Here is a 21,436-nt window from a genome sequence, read left to right as displayed (position 1 = left end):
ATAATTTTGTGTTTTAACAAGAGTAAACCTCATTAATAGTAAAGTATCAACACTGGTTACAAAATCAGAAAATAACGCTGAAATAAATAAAAATGATAAATAAATATATAAATAAAATTTTCCTTTTTAACTTGATTCTTCTTCTATCAAGCTGTACAGGTGCATCTCTTTTCAAACTAAATGGTGGAACAATTGATTATACCAAAATCAAAACGCTTTCTATCCAGCCAATTTTGAATGATGCAGGACAAGGACCTCCAACAATTACAATTAATGCAACTGAAAAATTGCGTGAATTTTATCTTCGAAATACCCGTCTAGGATTAGTTCAAGCTGGGGGAGATATGCAGATTGAAGGAAGAATTGTAGGTTATGAAGTTATTCCTGTTGCACCACAAGGAGGGTCGCAAGTTGCAACTATTCAGCGTTTGCAAATCAAAATGGAAGTGACTTATTATAATGCTGTTGAAGAAGACCAATCTTTTGATGATAAAGTGTATACACAATTTGAAGATTTTGAACAAAGTCAGACACTTTCACAGGTGGAAGAACAGTTAGTAGAAATTATTTTGGATAGAATTGTGTTTGACATTTTTAACGACACAGCAGGAAATTGGTAACAATTAATTACGAATTAAAAATTACGAATTGAACTAAAAATGGCTCTGTAGTACAATGGATAGTGCGTGAGCTTCCGACGCTCAAAATTTAGGTTCGATTCCTAACAGAGCTACTAAAAAAAACCGAATAAATTGTTTAAAACAATTTATTCGGTTTTTTTTATAATTCTTAAATCTTTTGTTTTTATATACTAGGTAAGCTGTAATTGTGTAAAGCCTCCATCAGCAATAATTTCTGTACCTAATATATAGGAAGCTTCATCAGATGCTAAAAATAAGGCTGCTTTAGCAATTTCTTCAGGCTGACCAATGCGTTTCATTGGATTTTGAGAAGCTAAAGATTGAATCATCTTTTGTACTTCATCTACTGAAAGTCCAGGCATATCCAAGATAGGAGTTTTTGTAATACCAGGACTAACCATATTAACACGAATTTTGCGTGGTAGCAATTCAGTGCTAAGTGTTCGGGCAAGCGAACGCAATCCAGCTTTACTAGCAGCATACGCACTCAATGAATGTTGTCCGATTTGATTAGATATAGAGCCTGTAAATACAATTGAACCTCCATCATTCATGTCTGGTAAAGCTGCCTGAATCAGGAAATAAGGTCCTTTAAGATTGATAGCCAAAACATCATCATATATTTCTTCGGTCATCTGATCGATAGGAGCTGCTTTAGCAATGCCCGAATTAATATACAATACATCTATTTTGCCAAAAGCTTTTACCGTTTCTTTTACAAGAGCTTGACGGTCAGCTGCTACTGAAATATCAGCTTTTATACTGCGTATCTTGTCGCCACCAAGTTCTTTACAAGCCTTTTCAAGCTTTTCTTGTGTACGACCACTAATCATAACTTTTGCTCCTTCAGCTAAAAGTAAACGAGCAGCAGCTAATCCAATACCGCTACCTCCACCTGTAACAATACAAACTTTATCTTGAAATCTTGACATAAATAGAATAGATTTTTTTTAGAATAAAAATTTACAGAGTGCAATATATAAAATATTCAATGCTTTACGAATAATAGGGCATTTTTTATTTTCTAGAATCTGTATAAATATCTCTAAGTAAATACAAGTAATTACTTCTAATTTTGAAAGATTTATTTTTTTCAAATAATCTATCTTTACCGACTTGAATAAATACAAAATATTATTCTGAGCTAAAGTTATATATACTCAAGTATCTAGGTGGTATTAGTAAATACTAATTTAGTAGAAAAACTATAAAAAACAATATGCATAATTTTAAGATAATCCCTACATAGGTGCTAAATACAAGCACTATAATTAGTTTATCGCAGGACAAATAACTAAATTTAGTTCTTAAACGTAAGCTATGAATAAGAATATTATCCTATTCTATTTCATTCTTCTGTAAGAGCAAATACTATTTCAATAATTCCTTAATTAAAAAATAATCTCATCCTATTTATCATGGAAATTTACAAAAGCGAATATCAAACTATTAATTTTGATGAATCTAAATCTATACTATCAAAATCTTGGACTCCAAAATCTGAAGAACTTGAGGAAGATAACTTTACTGCTGAAATAAATAAAATAGCAGAGTGTGCTGAAAAATACAATGCCAAATATTTCTTAGACGACACACGAGATTTTTCTTTCACTATTACGATAGAACTACAAAGCTGGGTAGATAATGAGGTTTTTCCTCGTTTTATAGCAGCAGGGCTTAAAAAATATGCTATTATCGTATCAAAAGAGTTTATTTCACAACTTTCTATTGAACAAACTATGGAAGGTCAAAAAGGAGCGCAGAGCTTTGAGGTACAGTACTTTGACAATACAGAGGAGGCGAAAAACTGGATTGAAAGTTCATTGTCTTCTGCTGCCACTGTTGCTTAGTTTGCATCAGTAAGTTATATATAGCCTGAATAGTTTGGTCTGACCAACTAACTCAAAAACTATTCAGGCTTATATAATTATTCAATTATTCTTAAACGTTTCTTTCTTTTTTTGTGCCTTTGCCACCAAATCATAAAACCTGTAACTGGCAAGGATGCACAAATAAGTGATACTAAAAAAGCTAAGATTTTTCCTCCTAGTCCTAAAATTGCACCTACATGAATATCATAGTTGGCTGCAATTACTTTTTCTCCAAAATTCTTTTCTTTGTGAGGACGATTATAAAGCATTTCACCTGAATTTTCATCAAAGAAAACTTCATTATTGATATAATAAACGCCTTTTTTCTGTTGAATATAAATTGAAAAAGCAGGGTGCGAATGTTCGTCTAAATGCTCATGCCCTAAGTCAATACTATATCCATAGGCTTCAGGATACAATTTTTCGACTTGTGTTGCTATTTTATCTGGAGTTATTTCTGTTCGTTCTGTTTTTGGAGAGGTTGTTTTGTATTCTGAAAAATCAGGATATTGTGTAAGTCCACCCGAAAAGACAAGATATATTAAGGCTCTAACAAAGAAAAAAGCGTAAAAAGAGCCTGTAATCGCAATTATGATTCCGACAAAAGAAGCATAAAATCCTAAAATATTATGCAAATCATAATTAAACTTTTTCCAATTCTTTAGATTTTTTTTAGGAAACCAAAAACGCTGTTTTCTAGCTTTTTTGTTTTTTGGCCACCAAATTATAATTCCTGAAATGAGCATTCCAATAAATAGCAAAGTAGTAATTCCGACTACCCAACTTCCAATAGGACGTGACAGTAATAAAGAAAAATGTATGCCTAAAACAACTCCGAAAAAACCATTTTTCTCATCATAAATGCCCAAAACTTCTCCTGTATAAGGATTAATATAGACAGACTTATAGATAATAAATTCATCAAAATAATTCCAAGTCGTTTCAGGATTTTTTTCGTAATAGTAAAATCTATAACTTTCATTTCTGTCAATTGGAATATTTACCCAGTGTACAGGATATTTTTCTTGTGTATATTCATTTACTTTTTTTTCTAGTATATGAATAGGTAATACTTGTTTTTTATCTATGTCAGGCTCATTATGAAACATAGCATCTTTTCGCAAAATGTCTTGAATTTCATCTTTAAATACATACAAACAACCTGTAACAGAGATAATAAAAATAATACTGCCAATACCCAAGCCAGCCCATAAATGAAATTTTCTTACCCACTGTTTGAATATTTTTTTTCTATTTGGTAATGTCATAATTATAGTCAAATTAGATAAACAACTAAACTATCCAAAGCACAAACTCTGGATAGTTTAGAAATATTAGGATAGAAAAGATTAAAATTTGTAGGCAAGAGCTAAACGCCAGTTTCTTGGAGCTTCAGCTTGATAATAGTAGAAAGTTCCATAAGGTGCGCCACTGTACAAATATTCATCAAGTACATTGTAGACATTGAGTGTAACTTGTACATCATCATTTCCCCAAAAAATACCTGCATCTACTTTTTTATAATCTCCAAGAGATTGTTGATTTGGAGTAGAAGCCCATCCCCATGTAGTTCTGTCAGCAAGTATAGTTGCACCTAAAGACAATCCTGCGCCTTTCAAAAATCCTGTTTGCTGTGTGTAAGCAATCCATGTATTTGCTGTATGTTTTGCATATCCTGGAACAAGGTCGCCTTCTTGTAGAGATTCTACATTTGATTTTGTAATTAGGTTTTCAGTTAAGGCATAATTTAAAGTAAGATTCAAACCTTTAATGATTTCTCCTCTCAAGTCAAATTCAATTCCTTTTGATTCTGATTCTCCTTTTATGATAGAATATTGTTCGGTTGGAGCATTGTTAGGATCACTTATCAACTCATTTTTCTTAGTAATTTGGTAAATAGATAAGGTAGTTGTCCATTTTTTATCAAACCAATCTCTTTTTACTCCTATCTCCAAATTATTTCCTGTAATAGGCTTAATTTTATCTCCATTTCTCAAAATGCCAGATTGAGGCACAAAACTTTGGTCATATAAAGCATAAACTGAAGTATGCTCATCAACTGAACCACTAAGTCCAATTCTTGGAGTCCATTGACTAGCTTTTTGCTCTGCACCACCATAACTTGATTGAGAAATATCTGTAAAACGAGTAGCCAAAGTAAGACGGATTTTATCGTCTAAAAATCCTAATTCATCTTGAAGATATATTCCTGAATATTGTAAATTAATTCTTCCATAAGGACTTGAACGGATTTCTAATGGTTGTGACAAATCAAAATCAGGATAACCATTTGTTACAGGTTGGTAGCTATCTGCTGTCATTGAAAAATAATTATCACCTGTTTCTAATTGATGCGACTGATTCCAGTCTGCCATATATTCTTTTGTTCCTACATCCAAAGCACCAACTAATTTATGACTAACACCACCTGTCATAACTTTACCGTTAACATAAACTTGTGCAAATTTCATGATATTACTAGATTCAAATAAGCTCACATTACGCTGAATCAAATCTTTTTGTACATAACCAGCCCACATACTTTGTCCGATTTGATAGCTATTTATATAGGTAGTTTGTGCTGTGATTTTCCAATCTTTTCTAAATTCGTGTTGGAAATTTACATTGAAAGTTTGGTCATCAACAAGACTTGGTTCAAGACCAGAATCTCCTAGAGTAGTTTCGGCAGGATATGTTGCATAGCCTTCTGTACTGAAAATATAAGATGCTCCAATGTTAGACATTTTTGCTTTCTGATAAATATATTCGGCAGTAAGTTTTGTTTTTGAATTGAAATCATAACGCAATGAAGGAGCAACAATATATCTGTCATTGTATTCATAATCTCTAAATGAGTTTTTATTTTGTCCCATTACATTGAGCCTTGCAGATAATTTGTTAGTAATTTTTGTATCTACATCAGCTTCAGCACGAAATAAATTATAACTACCTGTTGTAAAACGTACAGACCCATTAAAATCATCGCCTGTTGGTTTTTTGGTAACTATATTATAAATACCACTTGGTTCGCCACTTGACATCATAAAACCCGCAGGTCCTTTTACAAACTCTACTCGTTCTACATAGCTCATATCTTCCGTTAAAGGTCCCCAACTTGAAGTAATATTTACGCCATTGAAGAAAGCAGAAGCACGGCTACCTCTCATATTTACACGAGCATAAACATCGCCCCAATGCTCCAAACGCATTGTTCCACTCACATTACGCAACAAACCATCGCTCAGACTTAATACAATTTGATTATCTAAATCTTTTCTTTGGATGACTTGAATATTTTGAGGAAGTTTTTCAATTTCTGTTTGTAATCGCAATGAAGTAGAAACTTTTGACTTTGATTTTTCAGAAGATGCTCGTACTGATACTTCATTGAGATTGCCTGTAGATTCTTCAACAGTAAAATTTAAAGTTATCGTTTGATTAGCTTCTACTGAGATTATTTTTGAAATAGGTTTGATTGTAATCCCTGCAATTTTTAAAGTGTGATTGCCAGCTTCAACATTTTTAATTTCATAGAATCCGACAGCATTGGTAGTTGTTCCAATACTTGTGCCTTCTAAATAGATATTGACTGCTACGGCAGGTGTTCCATCATTAAGTTGGATAGTGCCGTTTATAGAGCTTTGTGCTAACAATACTGTATGTAGCAAAGCTGTGAATAGAAAGGTAAAAATAATTTTCATGACTTTGTTTTTATTTAGACTGGTTAAAAATAACAAAGCAAAAGTAGTAAATAATTCTATTCACACAAAAAAAACTATATTAATTTTACAATTTTTGTAGAATTGAAATGCCTAATGATTATTTTTTTTGTAAATGATTTTATAAAAGAAAAAAAGCAATTCAAATTATATTTGATTGCTTTTTTGATGGTAAGTAATGATTCTAAATAACTTAAGTTTTGGATTATAATTTTTCAGACTCTTATTTTAGTCTAAAACAACTCTTTTTTGCTTTTGCATAGATTAGAATCTATTTGAAACTTTCAAAAGTGTCTTGAGAGTTTGAATTCTTTTTAGTAACCCAGTAATTTTGTCTGAATGACATCTTGTAATTCTTGAATAGTAGTAATTTTTTCGGCTTCTTCATCATTGATAAAAATGGAAAAATAAGATTCTACTAAAAGAATAAGGTTGATGTGCATCAGAATATCAAAATCAAAATCTTCATAAAAATTTCTATGAGGCTGAATTCTTTCCTCTTCTATATTGAGGCTCAGTAATATCATTTTGACATAATGAGCAATTTTTGAAGAAGTCATGGTGAGTTTTTGCTCTTTTTGAGTAGATGAATTGCTAAAAAAATGATTTATAGCATTTTGATTAGACGGATTGAAATGAGGTTGAATATTCATAACTGCTTTAATTTTAGTATTAGAAATTGTATAAAAAGTATTCTCAAATTGAAAAATGCTTATCGTTTAAGAGGAAACTAGAATAAGGATTTGAGAATATTAAGAACTTATTTTGCCAGTTCTACATCTTGTACATCTTTATTTTTTGAGAAAAAACTGCTTGTTGCTTTCCATTTCTCAAAACGTTCTGCCATACTATCAGCTACTCGGTAGGCAATAGGGACAATTAAAAGTGTAAGAATCATAGAGCTAGTCAAACCTCCAATAAGTACCCAAGCAAGTCCGTTTTTCCATTCTGAACCTGCTCCACTTGCTATGGCAATAGGAATCATGGCAATTACCATCGCAATTGTTGTCATCAAAATTGGTCTAAAACGTTCCATTGTTCCTTCTATGACAGCTTGTGTGCTTTCCATTCCTTCTTTTTTAAGTTGATTTACAAAATCGACAATCAGAATAGCATTTTTTACAACCAAACCTACCAACATAATTATTCCCAAAATAGAGAATATACTGAGGTTTTGCATTGTTAAAGCCAAAGCGAGTAGTGCGCCAATGAGAGCCACAGGAATAGAAAACATAACTACAAATGGTTGAACCCAACTATCATAAAGAGCAACCATAATCAGATAAACAAGTAAAAGTGATGTAATCAAGGCAACCCCTAATGAACCAAATGCCTCAGACTGATTTTCCAAATCTCCTCCAAAACTCACTTCAATACCAGTAGGAATTTGAGTTTTTGCAAGAGCAGCTTGAATATCTGCTCCTACTGTTCCGACAGGTCTTCCAACTACTTGTGATTCGATATTGAGTGAAGGAATTTTGTCTTTTCTTTCTAAACGAGAAGGTCCCATACTCTGCTCTACTTCTGCAAATTGAGATAATTTGATTAGCTCGCCTTTGTCATTTAAAAAAGTAAGCTCTTTAATATCTTCTTGGTTTTGACGTTCGAAAGCATCTAATTGAACACGAATGTCATATTCATAACTATCTTCACTAAAACGAGTATCTGTATTTCCTGTAAACGCATTTTGCATAGTTGCACCCACTACATCCAATGACAACCCTAAAGAAGCCATTTTTTCACGGTCTATGTCTACAGCTATTTCAGGGCTACCACCTTCTACCGTTGGTTTTACTTCAGAAGTTCCAGCTACACCTTTTACGATCTCTTGTATTTTTTCACTCGTCTCCAACATCAAATTAAGGTCTGTTCCTTGTAATGTGATTTGAATTGGGGCTGCACTTGCTCCTCCAATCATTCCGACAGGTTCTGCTGTAAATTTTGCACCAGCAATAGTTTTTTGTAATTCAGTTTTAATAAAACGAGCATACTGTTCAGAATTCATTTCTCGTTTTTCTGATGAAACTAATTTTACGTTTAGTTCTGCCAAATATGCACTTGTAGCTCCTCCACTTCCTTTTCCTATGGTTGTAAAGACAGTAACTACTTCGTTATTTTGAGCTAAATAATTTTCTACTTTTTGAGTAACACTATTAGTTTGTTCGATAGGTGCATCTTTAGGAAGTTCTATATTGATAATAAATTCTCCATTATCTGATTCGGCTGCAAATTCAGCTCCTATAAATCCACCTATTACCAAGAAGAAAGAAGCAATAACCATTGAGAAAATTACAATAGACGTAATTATTTTATGTTTCAAAACATACACTAAAATAGACTCAAAACCTGATTTGATACCATTTATTAGGCTTTCAAACCAAATTAGAGGCTTGTCTAACCATTTTTCATTATTCAAGTGAGTAAGTTTGGAAAAACGAGAAGCCAAATAAGGCGTAAGTGTAAAAGAAACAAGTAAACTGATTAAAGTAGCTGCTACTACTACCAATGAGAATTGTCTTAAAATATCTGCTACAATTCCTGTAACCATACCAATCGGTAAGAAAACAACAATAATCACAAGCGTAATAGAAACGACAGACAAACCAATTTCTTTCCATGTATCTAAAGCGGCTTGCCAAGGTGACTTGCCTTTTTCCATGTGCATTTGGATATTTTCCAAAACTACAATGCTATCATCTACTAGAATACCAATTACCAAAGAAAGGGCTAATAAAGTCATCAGGTTGAGTGTAAAACCTGCCACAGCCATCACAGCAAATGTTGTAATTACAGAAACAGGAATAGCAACCATTACAATAATTGCATTTCGAATGCTATGCAAAAACAATAACATAATTACGGCAACTAAGACAATAGCAATTACTAAATCGTGAGTTACGGCATCGGCAGCTTCCATTGTAAAAATAGAAGAGTCAGAAGCAATAGTAAAATCTAAGTTGATACCTGCATATTGTTGTTTGAGTTCTTCTAATCTTTTTCTAACTTCTTTACTTACCTCTACTGTATTTCCATCAGATTGCTTTGAGATTTCAAGACCTAAAGATGTTTTTCTATTGATTCTTGAAATAGTAGAAGTTTCTTTTTTAGTATCATATACTTCGGCTACATCTTCCAAAAAAACATTTGTTCCATCAGCAAGTGTCGTTACGACTAACTTTCTGAGTTGAGGCAAACTTTTAATTTTTCCAGACAAACGAACCATAATATCTTGCTCATCATTTTTTACACTTCCTGTTGGAAAATCAAGATTGGCAGCCGAAATAGCATTCGTAACCTGTAACAATGAAAGATTATAGTAATTGAGTTTGTCACCATTTACATTGACATTAATTTCTCGTTCTTCTTTACCTACAATATTTACTTGAGCCACACCTTCAATTCTTGCCAAATCGGATGTGATTTTATTTTCAAATAAACTTGTAAACTCTACTTCATCCATATCAGAAGTTGCACCAATACGCATAATAGGAAGATCATCTAAAGAAAACTTACCAATACTTGGGTCTTTTACATCATCAGGAAGCGTTGAAGCAATGGCATCAATTTTTGATTGTGCATCTTGCATTGCTTTATCGATGTCTGTTCCATATTTGAATTCTACGGTAACAACAGAGTAACTTTCTTGTGAAAAAGAGTTTATGACATCTAAATTTTCTAATGTAGAAACAGCATTTTCTATTTCTTTAGTAACTGCTGTTTCTACTTCATTAGGAGAAGCTCCTGGATATTGCGTAGAAATAGAAAGTACAGGTGAATTAATTTCGGGCAAAAGTTCATAAGTAAGGGTTTGATACCCTTGAAGACCAAAAAAAACTAAAATGATAAAAAGCACCAAAATAAGTGATGGTCTTTTAACGGATAATTCTGTAATTGACATATATTTTTATAATTTAATGAGAGGTAGAAAAGTATTTTCTTAGCTAAGGTTTTATAAAGATTCAGGTGTTTTTGTAGTTTCTGATAAGTTGGAATTTTTATTTTCATCTTGATTCATAATAGTGATTGTTTTTCCATCACTAAGATTGATTTGTCCACTTATCACAACGGTTTCACCCATTTTTAATCCTTCTATTATTTCTACTTTATCACCTACTGTTTTTCCTATTTTTACTGTTTTGTAGCTTACTTGATTTTGTCCATTGACAGTATTTACTACATATATTTTTGGAGATTGTACACTTCCCACCACTGCTTTACGAGCTACAAAAAGTCCTGATTGATTTTGTGTATTATTTTTGTTTTGAGCATCTATGGCTACATTTCCATACATTCCAGGACGTAAAGGTGTTTTGTTAGGGTTTGGAAGTTCGATTTCTACTTCATATTTTCTACCTGCATCTGCTTGTACACTAATAAGTGTTACTGTACCTTTAAAGATATTGTCAGGATAAACATCTGTAGTTATTTCTACCGATTGTCCATTTTTGATTTTGACAATTTCTTTTTCTCCTACTTTTACAATCATTTTGAGTTTTTCTATATCTACAACAGTAGCAATTAGAGTTCCTGCTGAGGCAAAACTTCCTTCTTCTACTTTTACCTCTTTTATAATTCCTGCCATAGGCGAACGAGCCATAGAATATTTTAATTGTTGTTCAATTGCTGTAACATTTGCTTGAGCATTTTGATAGTTTAATTTAACTTCTTCATATTGTTGTTGGCTAATAGCACCTGCTTCTGTTAGCCTTTCATAACGCTCTACATCTTTTTTAGCTTTTGCTACTACTGCACGAACAGAAGTTAATTGAGCAAGAATATTTGTATCATCAATTTTGGCAACAAGTTGATTTTTACTTACTTGCTGACCTTCTCTGATGGCTAATTGTGTAATGCGTCCTTGTGCTTCTGCAATAATTTCTAGTTCTTTTCTAGCTTCAAAAGTTCCTGTGAAATTGATGTTTTTATCAAAAGAAATTTGTTCTACTTTATCAACACGAACAGGAATGTTAGTAATGACATCCTCTTGAACGGCTGCATTTGCATCAATAGTTTCTTTGTTGGATTTTAGGGTTAAAAACATCCAAACAGCAATGGCAATAACTAAAGAGAGGGCAATAATAGGAGTTGTGTACTTTTTCATTTTTGAAATAATATAATAGAATGAGATTTTTTATTTATAAAGATTGAGTAATTAATAATTGAATGATTTTATAGATTATTCATTACTACTTGTACTTGCATTTTGGATTAATTCAGCGAGCTGTCCACTAGATTTCATATAGTCTAATTCTGCCAAATTGAGTTGTAACAAAGAAGTTAAATATTGAGTTTGTGCTTCTTTAAGGCTTGTTTCGGCATCTAAAAGTTCTGTCAGAGGAGCTATTCCTTCCTGATAGGATAGGCGTGTAACATCATAGAGTTCTTCGGCAAGATTCATATTTTCCTTTTGTGTTTCTATGAGTGTTCTGTTTTGTTTGAGTGTTTGAGTGGCATTATCAAATTCCATTTGGATAGAATTGATTAAATTTTGTCTATCAAAACTGAGTTGATTTTGTGCTACTCGTACTTGTTCAGCCTTATGTTTCTTTTGAAAGCTATCAAAAATGGGAACGTTCAAACTAACTCCTACAATTCCTACCTTCGAACCTTGTATTTTATATTGTTCATCATTAGAAAATAATCGGTCAGTTTGTCCTTGCCATCCATAGCGAACAAAAGTAGAAAGAGAAGGAAAATAACCTGCATTTACATTCTCTAATTCTAAGGCTTTAATTTCTAGCTGTTTGTTGAGTAATTTTAGATCTGAATTCTGATTGAGAGAAAGCTCTTCCATTAATAAATAACCATTCTCTTCTTTTGTGCTGTCTTGTGTTTCTAGTAAAAGGTCAGTTTGAGGAGGAACACCCATATACATTTTCAAAAGATTGAGTTGTTGAATTTTTCCAATCTCAGTGCTTTGTTGTTCACTTAATAGATTTATGCGATTTACTTTTAGCTGGGTAACATCAATTTTTTTGATAAGACCTTCTTCCAATTGTACTTCTGCAATTTTGATAAGCTGGTCTATTCTATCAATATTTGCTTTCAAAACTCCTTTTTGTTTTTCAGTAATTTCAAGTTGCATATAAATTTGAGCTACATTATAAACTAAGTCTTCAGTCGTTTTGAAGGTATTTAATTTACTAAGTTCTTTAGTTGTTTGTGCTGCTTTTATACCTGTAAAATAAGATTTGCTAAAAAGAAGTTGTTGCAGTTCAATATTTCCACTCACCGTATTAGCTACACCAAATTTGACAGGAATAGTTGTTCCTGGTTGTCCAAACATTTCTCCAGGTAAAAGCTGTTGAGCTAGAGCAAAATTATAATTATAAGAGCCTGATCCAACAATTTTAGGCATTCCTTCTGTTTTTACTTCTTTGATTTGTGCATCGACTGAACGTTCACCTAGTTTTACACTTTTTAGATTTGGATTATTTTCTACAGCAAACTTTAAACATTCTTGTAAACTCATTGGCTTATCTAAAATTGCCTGTGTAGAACTGATTTCATTAGATTGAGAAAAGGCGTTCTGACTAGAAATAGAAAAGAATAAAAGAAAGTAAAATAGCGAGGATAAAAGATTTTTTTTCATAATAGATAAATGTGAAAGTTTTTATTTAGTTGTTTAGTTCTGTTTTTTGAGAACCTTTGTTTTAAAAAAAATAAAGTATAAGTTTTTATATAAAAGATATTTCTGTTTTGTGTAAATAGTTCTGAAAATTAAGAACCATTTTTGTTTTAAAAAAAGGAAAATTAAGTTTCCTTTTTAAATTTGTTTTATTTTCTGTTTTTCTCCCATTCTATGACAAACTCTTGTAAATGTTTATTGAGTTGTGAATGAAAATCAATAATTTCGGCTAGTTTTTCATTAAACTCTACATATCTATCATCAGAACGATTGCGTAATACTTTTTGATGTAGCTCTTTTAAGGTACTCACATATTGAAGTCGTTCTTTTGTATTTTCTAACCATCCTTCAACATTCACTTGAAAATAACGTTTTCTGTCACCACTAAAAGTAATATATTGAACCATTTTTCTATCTGTTAGAAATTTTAAAGCTGTACTAATAGCACTCTTACTAGCTTTTAGAAATTCTTGAATAGCATAAAAATCTTGATAAGGAGGTTCTGATAAAAGTAAAAAAGCAAACACACGTCCATGCATAGGTGTAAGTCCTAGATTTTCAAAGACAACACCCATTTCTTCTACCATTGTTTCTTTTTGTTGTAATTTTTGTGTTTTTACAGACTCTTGCTCAATCTCATTTTTATCTTGGTTGTTACTCTTCATGTTTTTATTTATTTTCGTGTCTTGATTACTCTTTGTAGATGATGATACAAATATAGTAAGTTTTTTTGGTTCTGCAAATTGAGAACTAAAATAGTTTACGAAAATATCTAAATTAAGTTGTTAGATTTTTGGGATAAAGAGTTAATTTTTATAAAACTACTTGTTGTCACTCTAAAAAAGGATAGTTTATGGATATTATATTCTATTTGTTTGGTTCTCTGACAATTTTTGCACCTCGCTAATTTTATCCGAATTACACCTTTTTAGTCAAAAGTTGCTGGTGTCACTACCATAGCCGTCAAGCTATTGTTTATCCTACCATTATCAACGTCTTGTTATCTTCGATAACTGACGATTGCTAAGGTAAAATAAACAAAATCAGCACTTTTCTCCCTTAGCAATCGTGTATTTTCGAAGAACTTTTAAGTCGGCGAAGCCAAAATGGACGTTGATAATGGGAGAAATAGAGTACAGTTTTCTTAACTTGACGGACATGGTGTCACTACCAACGACAGAAAGAACCTAAAGTAATTTTAGGACGAGATATATTTAATGCAAAAAAACCTCACTCAAAGAATGGAGGTTTTTTAACTATCTGCTTTGGTTCTTATAGAATATTTTATTGCTTTACTATAGGTTTTACCCAATTAAAAGTAATGTAAGTAGACATAGTTTTGGTATAAAGAGGATTAAGCGTAAGTAGTTTTAAAAAGTAAGTTGCAAGATTATCTGTACTTCATTGTAATACAAATTTACTGTTTTTGTAATTGGGCTTTATTAGTAAAATTACCTATTATTAAAAATAAGAGTAAACCCTAAAAACTCTGAGAAGTACATAAAAAAAACTTATCAATATTTTGATAAGTTTTTGTAAAGGAGAAAAATATCTTTTATGTATTGCACATACATTGGAAAAATAAGAAGTTTAATTTTTTATATCTTCCCAATACCAATCAATCGCTTCTGTAAGTCCTTTTTTGAAGGAATATTGAGGAGAATAACCAAGTAGTTTTTGAGCTTTTTCGATAGAAGCCAACGAATGAGGAATATCACCTTGACGATTATCTCCATAAATTGCTTCTATATTTGCAATTTCAGAATCATATTTACTGAGTAACGAACGCATTAGTTCGAACATCTCTTTTACTGTTGTTCGTTCTCCAAAAGCTACATTATAGACTTGATTTATAGCATCTGGATTTGTTGTTGTGGCAGCTAACTCATTGGCTTGTAAAACATTTTCTATATAGGTAAAATCTCTTGAAAAATCACCTTCCCCAAAGATAGTTGGCTGCTTATGTTCCATTAAAAGTCCAATAAACTTAGGAATAACGGCTGCATACGCACCATCAGGACGCTGTTTTCTACCAAAAACATTAAAATAACGCAGTCCGATAATCTCTAAACCATACAAATCTGAAAAGACATTTGCATAGAGTTCATTTACATATTTTGTAACTGCATAAGGCGAAAGTGGACGACCAATGTTTTCCTCTACTTTTGGAAGTGCTTTATGGTCGCCATAAGTAGAAGAACTGGCTGCATAAACAACACGTTTTATTCCTGCTTCTTTTGCAGCAACCAAAACATTTACAAAACCTGAAATATTTACATCGTTTGAAGTAATTGGGTCAGCAATAGAACGAGGAACAGAGCCTAAAGCAGCTTGGTGTAAAATCAGTTCTACATCAGCAACAGCTTTTTTACAGTCTTCTAAGTTTCGAATGTCGCCTTCAATGAGTGTGAAATTAGGATTTTCTAAAAGATGAGCGATGTTTTCTCTTCTTCCCATTGAAAAATCGTCTAAACAAACGACTTTGTTATCTTGAGCTAGAAATTTTTCACAGAGATTTGAGCCAATGAAACCTGCTCCTCCTGTAATGAGAATGCGTTTTGAAGTAAGTTTGTTATTTTCCAAAAAATATAAATTTAGAAGTTAGAATTCAGAAATTAGAAGTTAATTGTAATTTAGGAGTAAAGCAAACCTTCAATGACTTTCATTAATTCTTCTAAGTATTTTTGGTCTGTTTCATCAAAATCATTCACTTTATCGCTATCTACATCCAAGATGAGAGCTACATTTCCATCTTTTCCAAAAGCAGGAACGACAATTTCAGATTTTGAATCGGTACTACACGCAATATGTCCTTCAAATTTTTCTACATCTTCTACCAAAATTGTCGCTTTATCTTTCCAAGATTTTCCACAAACTCCTTTTCCATATTTTATGCGAGTACACGCCAAAGGACCTTGGAAAGGTGCAAGAATGAGAGTTTGTTTTTCAAAGTCAGTAGAATTATTTGTTTCTACACGATAGAATCCAACCCAAAAAAAGTCCATTCCATATTTTAAAGCTGCTGCAATATTGGCAAGATTTGCCGTAACGTCGCTTTCAACAGAAGTAAGAGCTTTGATTTGAGGAAGAAGTTCTTGGTATTTTTCAGCTTTGGTAGCCGTTTTTGAGATAGTTAATGTTTCTGCCATAATAAATTTAGAAGTTAGATTTAAGAAGTTAGAAGTAATTATAAATGATTTTATTGAACACAGAGTTACAGAGAATGCATAGAATGAGAATACATTTTTGAACCACAGAGTTAAGAGAGGTAAAAGAGAATGCTTTTTTATTTGTCTTTAGTTCTACTTTTTACAAACTTACGGATAATTTGAATGTTTCGTTTTGCTGTATTAAGAAACGATAATTTAATTTTTCATAACTTAGTAGCCAAACGCACACAAACAAAAAACGAAAGTCTAAAGAATCAAATTATCTTCATTTCTATTTAGTTTATGAATCCTACAAAAGACACTACAGAAAAGCAAAAATATTTTATCATAGATTTTGATAGCACTTTTACAAAAGTAGAAGCCATGGACGAACTCTGTCAAATAGCTTTGCAAAATCACCCAGAAAAAAAAGAGCGTCTTTCTCAAATCCAGTCTTTGACTGATCAAGCCATGGATGGAAATCTTTCTTTTAGAGAATCTTTACATAAAAGAATTGCGATTTTGGAAGCAAATAAAAGCCATTTGCCAGAACTTGTCGAAAAACTAAGCGAAAAAGTATCTGAATCTTTCAAGAGAAATCAGAATTTTTTCGATACCCATAAAGATACAATTCTGATTGTTTCTAGTGGCTTTAAAGATTTTATTGTTCCAATTGTTACCAAGTTTGGTATAAAATCAGAAAATATTTATGCTAACGAGTTTGAGTTTGATGAAGATGGAAAAATAAAAGGTTTTGATGCAAGCAATGTTTTGTCAGAAGATAATGGAAAAGTAAAGTTACTAAGAGAGCTAAATCTTCAAGGTGATATTTATGTGATTGGCGATGGTTATACCGATTATGAAATCAAAGAAGCAGGACTAGCTAACGAATTTTATGCTTTTACAGAAAATATAAAACGTGAAAAAGTAATTAGTAAAGCCGACCACGAAGCGCAAAATCTTGATGAGTTTTTATATGTAAACAAACTAGCTCGTAATATCTCGTATCCAAAAAATAGAATCAAGGTTTTACTTTTGGAAAATATCCATACTTCAGCAAAAGAAATGATGGAAAAAGAAGGCTATCAAGTAGAATTACTTTCAAGCGCACTCAACGAAGATGAATTAATCGAAAAAATTAAAGGGGTGTCTATTTTAGGTATTCGTTCTAAAACTAATCTGACTTCCAAAGTTATAGAGCATGCTGACCGACTTTTAGCTGTCGGAGCATTTTGTATTGGAACAAATCAAATTGACTTAGAAGCCTGTCAGGACAGAGGAATTGTAGTTTTTAATGCGCCTTATAGTAATACTAGAAGTGTGGTCGAACTTGCAATTGGAGAAATGATTATGCTTATGCGTGGTGTTCCGAAAAGTGTCATGGAAATGCACACAGGAAAATGGAATAAATCGGCAAATAATAGTTTCGAAATTAGAGGAAAAAAACTAGGTATTATTGGTTATGGAAATATTGGTTCACAACTTTCTGTTGTGGCTGAAGCCTTGGGAATGAAAGTCTATTTTTATGATATTGTGGATAAATTGGCGTTGGGAAATGCAACAATGTGCAACTCTTTAGAAGAACTTTTGAGTATTGCTGATGTTATTTCTTTACATGTAGATGGACGTGCCGAAAACTCAAATATTATTGGAAAAGAACAGTTTGATTTGATGAAAGAGGGTGTTGTCTTTATGAATTTGGCTCGTGGACAAGTTGTCGATATCCCTGCTTTGGTAGAAAATCTAAAGAGTGGAAAAATTTTGGGTGCAGGTGTTGATGTTTATCCAGAAGAACCTAAAAACAATCAAGAAGAATTTGTTTCAGAATTGCGTCAAATTCCAAATGTAATTCTTACGCCACACGTAGGAGGAAGTACAGTAGAGGCACAAGAAAATATTGCACTTTTTGTTCCTACTAAAATGATGGATTATATCAATGCAGGAAATACTTTTTCTAGTGTTAATTTTCCAGAGTTACAGCTTCCAAAACTTCAAAATGCTCATCGCTTGATGCACATTCATAGCAATGTACCTGGAATTTTGGCTAAAATAAATCAAATTTTCGCCAAAAATGAGGTAAATATTGTGGGACAATATCTCAAAACAAATGAGAAAATTGGTTATGTAATTACTGATGTCAATCAAAAATACAATGAAAAAGTAATCGAAGAACTTAAGAATATTGAAGATACTATTCGTTTTCGTATTTTGTATTGATATAATTTTATTACCAGAGCTTTTGAAAATATTTAAAAATACCACAAAAAACCTCATTCTCTTAATTGGAATGAGGTTTTTTGATTGATAGGAATTTCCTTTTTACTAACGCAAGATTGCTTCTTGTGTCTGTATATGTTTCCCTTTTTTTAAAGGAAAAGATAGTTTTACTAATTAATTTTATTATTCTAAAAAAAGTACATAAGTAAATATGTATAGATTTTAGCTACAACCTTTTTAATTGATATTAGTATAATACAATGTATAATAGCTTATTTAATAGCTATTTATCGTAATATTGGATTGTATCTATAAAATTAAATAATTAAAAAATTATATTTATCCTAAAAGCAAATGAATTATGAAAGTATACGAAAGTTCTTATCTTACTATTGAATATATACAAGAAGGAAATTACCAAGTTAATACTTGGCTTCCCAACTCTAAAACTCTTGATGAGGCTACTTTTAAGAAAGAAGTTTCAGAACAAACCAAAATAGCAGTAGAAAAAAGTACTTCTGCTTTTATAACTGATGCTAGTGATTTTTTATTTACCATTCATCCTGAAACACAAAAATGGGTAAATCAAACTATTTTTACAGACATGCGTGAAGTAGGAGTCAAAAAACTGGCACTTTTGTCAAGCAGTGATATAATTGCACAGTTAAGCATTGAACAACTAATTGATGAAGATACTCTAAAAGGTTTTGCAAGTGAGTTTTTTGATGATAAAGAGAAAGCAAGAGAATGGATTTTGAGTTCAGAAGAAGAATATTCATCTTCTACATAAATCTAAAAAATCCAACAAAATACAAATTCCTCATTCCCATCTAAGGAATGAGGAATTTGTATTACACTCAAAAATAATTTTAGTTTTCTAAACAGGAATATCTTTGACGATGGAAGAACGTTCCCAATTTCGATGATTTGCTATTGCTTCTATAAAATCTTTTGAATTAGCATTTACAAAGACTGCTTTATCATCTTTATGCTCTTTTACATAAGTATGATTGAGAAATTCTTCTCCTTCTCCTGTCACAGCTATTGCTTTACAATGCTTAAATGCTTCATTGACAAATTTTTTATACTTAGCCGTTTTCATTAACTGCTCAACAGATTTTTTTCCACTAGGTATAAATATAGCATCAAATAATACGCTTTCAGTTGTCATTATAGCAGCATCTACTTTATGCTCCATACCTTCATTACATGTAATTGAACCACCATGAGGAGCTATAATTTTGACTACGGCATTTTCTTTTTCTAATGCTTCTGACATTTTACCAAAACTCGCCATATCAAATCCATTAGCAGCTAAGACAGCTATTTGTCTAGTAGCTATACTTTTGGTTTTTATGTGGGTTTGGCTTAGTGCATCTGATTTTTCCAAATAGTTTTTCTTCTTTGTTGGTTGCTGACTTTCCACATCAGCATCTGCTCCTATTGCTTGATTAATAGGTCTTTCTATATCTTTTGGAATACTCATTCCCAAACCTTCTGCCACTTTATTAGCTAAACCTGTATCAATTTGTTCGATAAGCCAAAGCATTCTTTCTTGAATATGTGAATGTGTACATTTACCTAATTCGAAAGTATAGGCTTCTGCTACATGCTCTTTTTCCCACTCTTTTAAGCTGCGATAGAAAAGTGCAGGTTGTGAAAAATGATCAGAAAAACTTTCACTTCTACTTCTTACTTTTTTGGCATCTATACGCTCTTCAAACGAATCAAATCCTCCTTCAGCTATCTTTGCCAAATGTGGACATCCACCACTCAGACTGTTTGGAAAATAAGCTGTCTTTCCTTTTGGTATTCTGCCTTGCATGTGTCCATCACGTTGGTTATTATGTACTGGAACGATAGGCTGATTAATAGGAATCTGATGATGATTAACTGTACCCAAACGAGAAAGCTGTGTATCTCTATATGAAAACAATCGTCCTTGTAATAATGGGTCATTCGTAAAATCTAAACCAGGAATTATATGACCAGGCAAAAAAGCAACTTGTTCTGTTTCAGCAAAAAAATTGTCAGGGTTGCGATTAAGTGTCATTTTACCTATTTTCTGAACAGGTACTATTTCTTCAGGAATTAATTTAGTAGGATCAAGCAAATCAAAATCATATTTGTGTTCGTCTTCTTCTGGCACAATTTGAAAACCTAATTCCCATTCTGGAAACTGCCCAGCTTCAATAGCATCCCATAAATCTCGGCGATGGAAATCAGAGTCAGCACCATTAATTTTAACAGCTTCATCCCATGTTACAGAATGAACTCCTAATAGTGGTTTCCAGTGAAATTTTACAAAATGTGATTTTCCTTCTTGATTAATTAAACGGAAGGTGTGAATACCAAAGCCTTCCATCATTCTAAGACTACGAGGTATTCCTCGGTCGCTCATTACCCATATATGATTATGCAGTGTTTCAGTAGTCAAAGAAACAAAATCATAAAAAGTATCATGAGCTGAAGCAGCTTGAGGAATTTCTCTATCAGGCTCAGGCTTTACAGAATGAATCAAGTCTGGAAACTTCATAGCATCTTGAATGAAGAAAATCGGCATGTTGTTACCCACCAAATCCCAAGTTCCTTCTTCTGTATAAAATTTTACAGCAAAACCTCTCACATCACGAGCCAAATCAGGAGAACCTTTTGAACCTGCTACAGTAGAAAAACGAACAAATACAGGTGTTTTTCTTGATGTATCATTAAAAATGCCTGCTTTGGTATATTTCTCTTGACTTTCATATAACTCAAAATATCCATGCGCTGCACTTCCTCGGGCGTGAACAATGCGTTCTGGAATTCTTTCATGGTCAAAATGTGTTATTTTTTCTCGTAGCAAAAAATCTTCTAAAAGTGTAGCACCTCTTACTCCTGCTTTCAGAGAATTATTTGTGTCATTGACTTTTAACCCTTGATTGGTAGTCATAACTTTATTTTCAGGTTCTGTTTTATGCTGTTCTAAATCAGCCTGTTTTTTTGTTTTTTTGCTCATAATTGATTTTTAGATATTTTATAGGTTAAGAGTAACTGTCGTTAAATATGATAGTAGTTAAAACTCTATCTTTGTTTAATTCTTTATCAACATATAATTCTAAAAATAGTTATATAATTAAACAAAAAAATAAAAAAATCCTCATTCCCTTTTTTAATAAGAATGAGGATTTTTGTTGCCATTAATTTGTTATTCTATAATATAGCCTACAAA

Annotated in this window: 15 protein-coding genes and 1 tRNA gene; 5 read left to right on the top strand and 11 right to left on the bottom strand. The window is 32.1% G+C overall.

Going from position 1 to position 21,436, the window contains the following annotated elements; translation table 11 throughout:
* Positions 1-92: 92 nt before the first annotated feature.
* Positions 93-620, top strand: a complete 528-nt coding sequence (gene lptE, locus V9L05_RS05655; RefSeq protein ID WP_338814720.1) for an LPS assembly lipoprotein LptE — start codon at positions 93-95, stop codon at positions 618-620.
* Positions 621-661: 41 nt separating this feature from the next.
* Positions 662-733: transfer RNA gene (locus tag V9L05_RS05650), tRNA-Arg, on the top strand.
* Positions 734-811: 78 nt separating this feature from the next.
* Here V9L05_RS05650 and V9L05_RS05645 read toward each other — a convergent pair.
* The gene (locus V9L05_RS05645; RefSeq protein WP_338789882.1) at positions 812-1,573 is read right to left on the bottom strand and encodes a glucose 1-dehydrogenase; all 762 of its coding nucleotides are present in this window, start codon (positions 1,571-1,573) and stop codon (positions 812-814) included.
* A 486-nt stretch (positions 1,574-2,059) separates the two neighbouring features.
* On the opposite strand from V9L05_RS05645, the gene V9L05_RS05640 reads away from it, so the two are divergent.
* Positions 2,060-2,491, top strand: coding sequence for a hypothetical protein (locus V9L05_RS05640; protein WP_338814719.1), 432 nt, complete (start codon positions 2,060-2,062; stop codon positions 2,489-2,491).
* A 77-nt stretch (positions 2,492-2,568) separates the two neighbouring features.
* Here the strand turns inward: V9L05_RS05640 and V9L05_RS05635 are convergent, their stop codons facing one another.
* The 9 genes from V9L05_RS05635 to V9L05_RS05595 all read right to left on the bottom strand — a co-directional run bounded on the left by V9L05_RS05635 (position 2,569) and on the right by V9L05_RS05595 (position 16,008).
* Entirely contained in the window at positions 2,569-3,780 is a 1,212-nt protein-coding gene (locus tag V9L05_RS05635; protein ID WP_338814718.1) for a PepSY-associated TM helix domain-containing protein, read from the bottom strand.
* A gap of 81 nt (positions 3,781-3,861) precedes the next feature.
* Positions 3,862-6,213 carry a TonB-dependent receptor gene (locus V9L05_RS05630; RefSeq protein ID WP_338814717.1) on the bottom strand — a complete coding sequence of 784 codons (2,352 nt, stop codon included), beginning with the start codon at positions 6,211-6,213 and terminating at the stop codon, positions 3,862-3,864.
* Between the two features lie 332 nt (positions 6,214-6,545).
* Positions 6,546-6,884: a hypothetical protein gene (locus tag V9L05_RS05625; RefSeq protein WP_338789886.1), complete on the bottom strand. Its 339-nt coding sequence runs from the start codon at positions 6,882-6,884 to the stop codon at positions 6,546-6,548.
* Positions 6,885-6,991: 107 nt separating this feature from the next.
* Complete coding sequence (locus V9L05_RS05620; RefSeq protein WP_338814716.1) at positions 6,992-10,129, bottom strand: efflux RND transporter permease subunit; 3,138 nt, start codon at positions 10,127-10,129, stop codon at positions 6,992-6,994.
* Positions 10,130-10,180: 51 nt separating this feature from the next.
* The gene (locus V9L05_RS05615; protein WP_338814715.1) at positions 10,181-11,332 is read right to left on the bottom strand and encodes an efflux RND transporter periplasmic adaptor subunit; all 1,152 of its coding nucleotides are present in this window, start codon (positions 11,330-11,332) and stop codon (positions 10,181-10,183) included.
* A 75-nt stretch (positions 11,333-11,407) separates the two neighbouring features.
* Complete coding sequence (locus V9L05_RS05610; protein ID WP_338814714.1) at positions 11,408-12,823, bottom strand: TolC family protein; 1,416 nt, start codon at positions 12,821-12,823, stop codon at positions 11,408-11,410.
* A 185-nt stretch (positions 12,824-13,008) separates the two neighbouring features.
* Positions 13,009-13,524, bottom strand: coding sequence for a hypothetical protein (locus tag V9L05_RS05605; RefSeq protein ID WP_338814713.1), 516 nt, complete (start codon positions 13,522-13,524; stop codon positions 13,009-13,011).
* Between the two features lie 925 nt (positions 13,525-14,449).
* Positions 14,450-15,442: an SDR family oxidoreductase gene (locus V9L05_RS05600; RefSeq protein ID WP_338789891.1), complete on the bottom strand. Its 993-nt coding sequence runs from the start codon at positions 15,440-15,442 to the stop codon at positions 14,450-14,452.
* Between the two features lie 50 nt (positions 15,443-15,492).
* Positions 15,493-16,008: a GAF domain-containing protein gene (locus V9L05_RS05595; RefSeq protein ID WP_338814712.1), complete on the bottom strand. Its 516-nt coding sequence runs from the start codon at positions 16,006-16,008 to the stop codon at positions 15,493-15,495.
* A gap of 303 nt (positions 16,009-16,311) precedes the next feature.
* Here V9L05_RS05595 and serA point away from each other — a divergent pair, with 303 nt between their 5' ends.
* Both serA and V9L05_RS05585 read left to right on the top strand, forming a co-directional pair.
* The gene (gene serA / locus V9L05_RS05590) at positions 16,312-18,225 is read left to right on the top strand and encodes a phosphoglycerate dehydrogenase (RefSeq protein ID WP_338814711.1); all 1,914 of its coding nucleotides are present in this window, start codon (positions 16,312-16,314) and stop codon (positions 18,223-18,225) included.
* Positions 18,226-18,586: 361 nt separating this feature from the next.
* The gene (locus tag V9L05_RS05585; RefSeq protein WP_338814710.1) at positions 18,587-19,015 is read left to right on the top strand and encodes a hypothetical protein; all 429 of its coding nucleotides are present in this window, start codon (positions 18,587-18,589) and stop codon (positions 19,013-19,015) included.
* Between the two features lie 87 nt (positions 19,016-19,102).
* Here the strand turns inward: V9L05_RS05585 and V9L05_RS05580 are convergent, their stop codons facing one another.
* A complete protein-coding gene (locus tag V9L05_RS05580) occupies positions 19,103-21,223 on the bottom strand; it encodes a catalase (RefSeq protein WP_338814709.1) in 2,121 nt (706 codons plus the stop codon).
* Positions 21,224-21,436: the final 213 nt, after the last annotated feature.

The sequence above is a fragment of the Bernardetia sp. Wsw4-3y2 genome (assembly GCF_037126295.1).
Classification (GTDB): domain Bacteria; phylum Bacteroidota; class Bacteroidia; order Cytophagales; family Bernardetiaceae; genus Bernardetia.
The sequence above is the reverse complement of the archived record's forward strand: the minus strand, read 5'-3'. Positions and strand labels throughout refer to the sequence as shown.

What these genes read in the sequence shown, in the direction of transcription:
- lptE (WP_338814720.1), top strand. Translation starts at nt 93, where the DNA reads ATGATAAATAAATATATAAATAAAATTTTCCTTTTTAACTTGATTCTT.
- V9L05_RS05645 (WP_338789882.1), bottom strand. Translation starts at nt 1,573, where the DNA reads ATGTCAAGATTTCAAGATAAAGTTTGTATTGTTACAGGTGGAGGTAGC.
- V9L05_RS05640 (WP_338814719.1), top strand. Translation starts at nt 2,060, where the DNA reads ATGGAAATTTACAAAAGCGAATATCAAACTATTAATTTTGATGAATCT.
- V9L05_RS05635 (WP_338814718.1), bottom strand. Translation starts at nt 3,780, where the DNA reads ATGACATTACCAAATAGAAAAAAAATATTCAAACAGTGGGTAAGAAAA.
- V9L05_RS05630 (WP_338814717.1), bottom strand. Translation starts at nt 6,213, where the DNA reads ATGAAAATTATTTTTACCTTTCTATTCACAGCTTTGCTACATACAGTA.
- V9L05_RS05625 (WP_338789886.1), bottom strand. Translation starts at nt 6,884, where the DNA reads ATGAATATTCAACCTCATTTCAATCCGTCTAATCAAAATGCTATAAAT.
- V9L05_RS05620 (WP_338814716.1), bottom strand. Translation starts at nt 10,129, where the DNA reads ATGTCAATTACAGAATTATCCGTTAAAAGACCATCACTTATTTTGGTG.
- V9L05_RS05615 (WP_338814715.1), bottom strand. Translation starts at nt 11,332, where the DNA reads ATGAAAAAGTACACAACTCCTATTATTGCCCTCTCTTTAGTTATTGCC.
- V9L05_RS05610 (WP_338814714.1), bottom strand. Translation starts at nt 12,823, where the DNA reads ATGAAAAAAAATCTTTTATCCTCGCTATTTTACTTTCTTTTATTCTTT.
- V9L05_RS05605 (WP_338814713.1), bottom strand. Translation starts at nt 13,524, where the DNA reads ATGAAGAGTAACAACCAAGATAAAAATGAGATTGAGCAAGAGTCTGTA.
- V9L05_RS05595 (WP_338814712.1), bottom strand. Translation starts at nt 16,008, where the DNA reads ATGGCAGAAACATTAACTATCTCAAAAACGGCTACCAAAGCTGAAAAA.
- serA (WP_338814711.1), top strand. Translation starts at nt 16,312, where the DNA reads ATGAATCCTACAAAAGACACTACAGAAAAGCAAAAATATTTTATCATA.
- V9L05_RS05585 (WP_338814710.1), top strand. Translation starts at nt 18,587, where the DNA reads ATGAAAGTATACGAAAGTTCTTATCTTACTATTGAATATATACAAGAA.
- V9L05_RS05580 (WP_338814709.1), bottom strand. Translation starts at nt 21,223, where the DNA reads ATGAGCAAAAAAACAAAAAAACAGGCTGATTTAGAACAGCATAAAACA.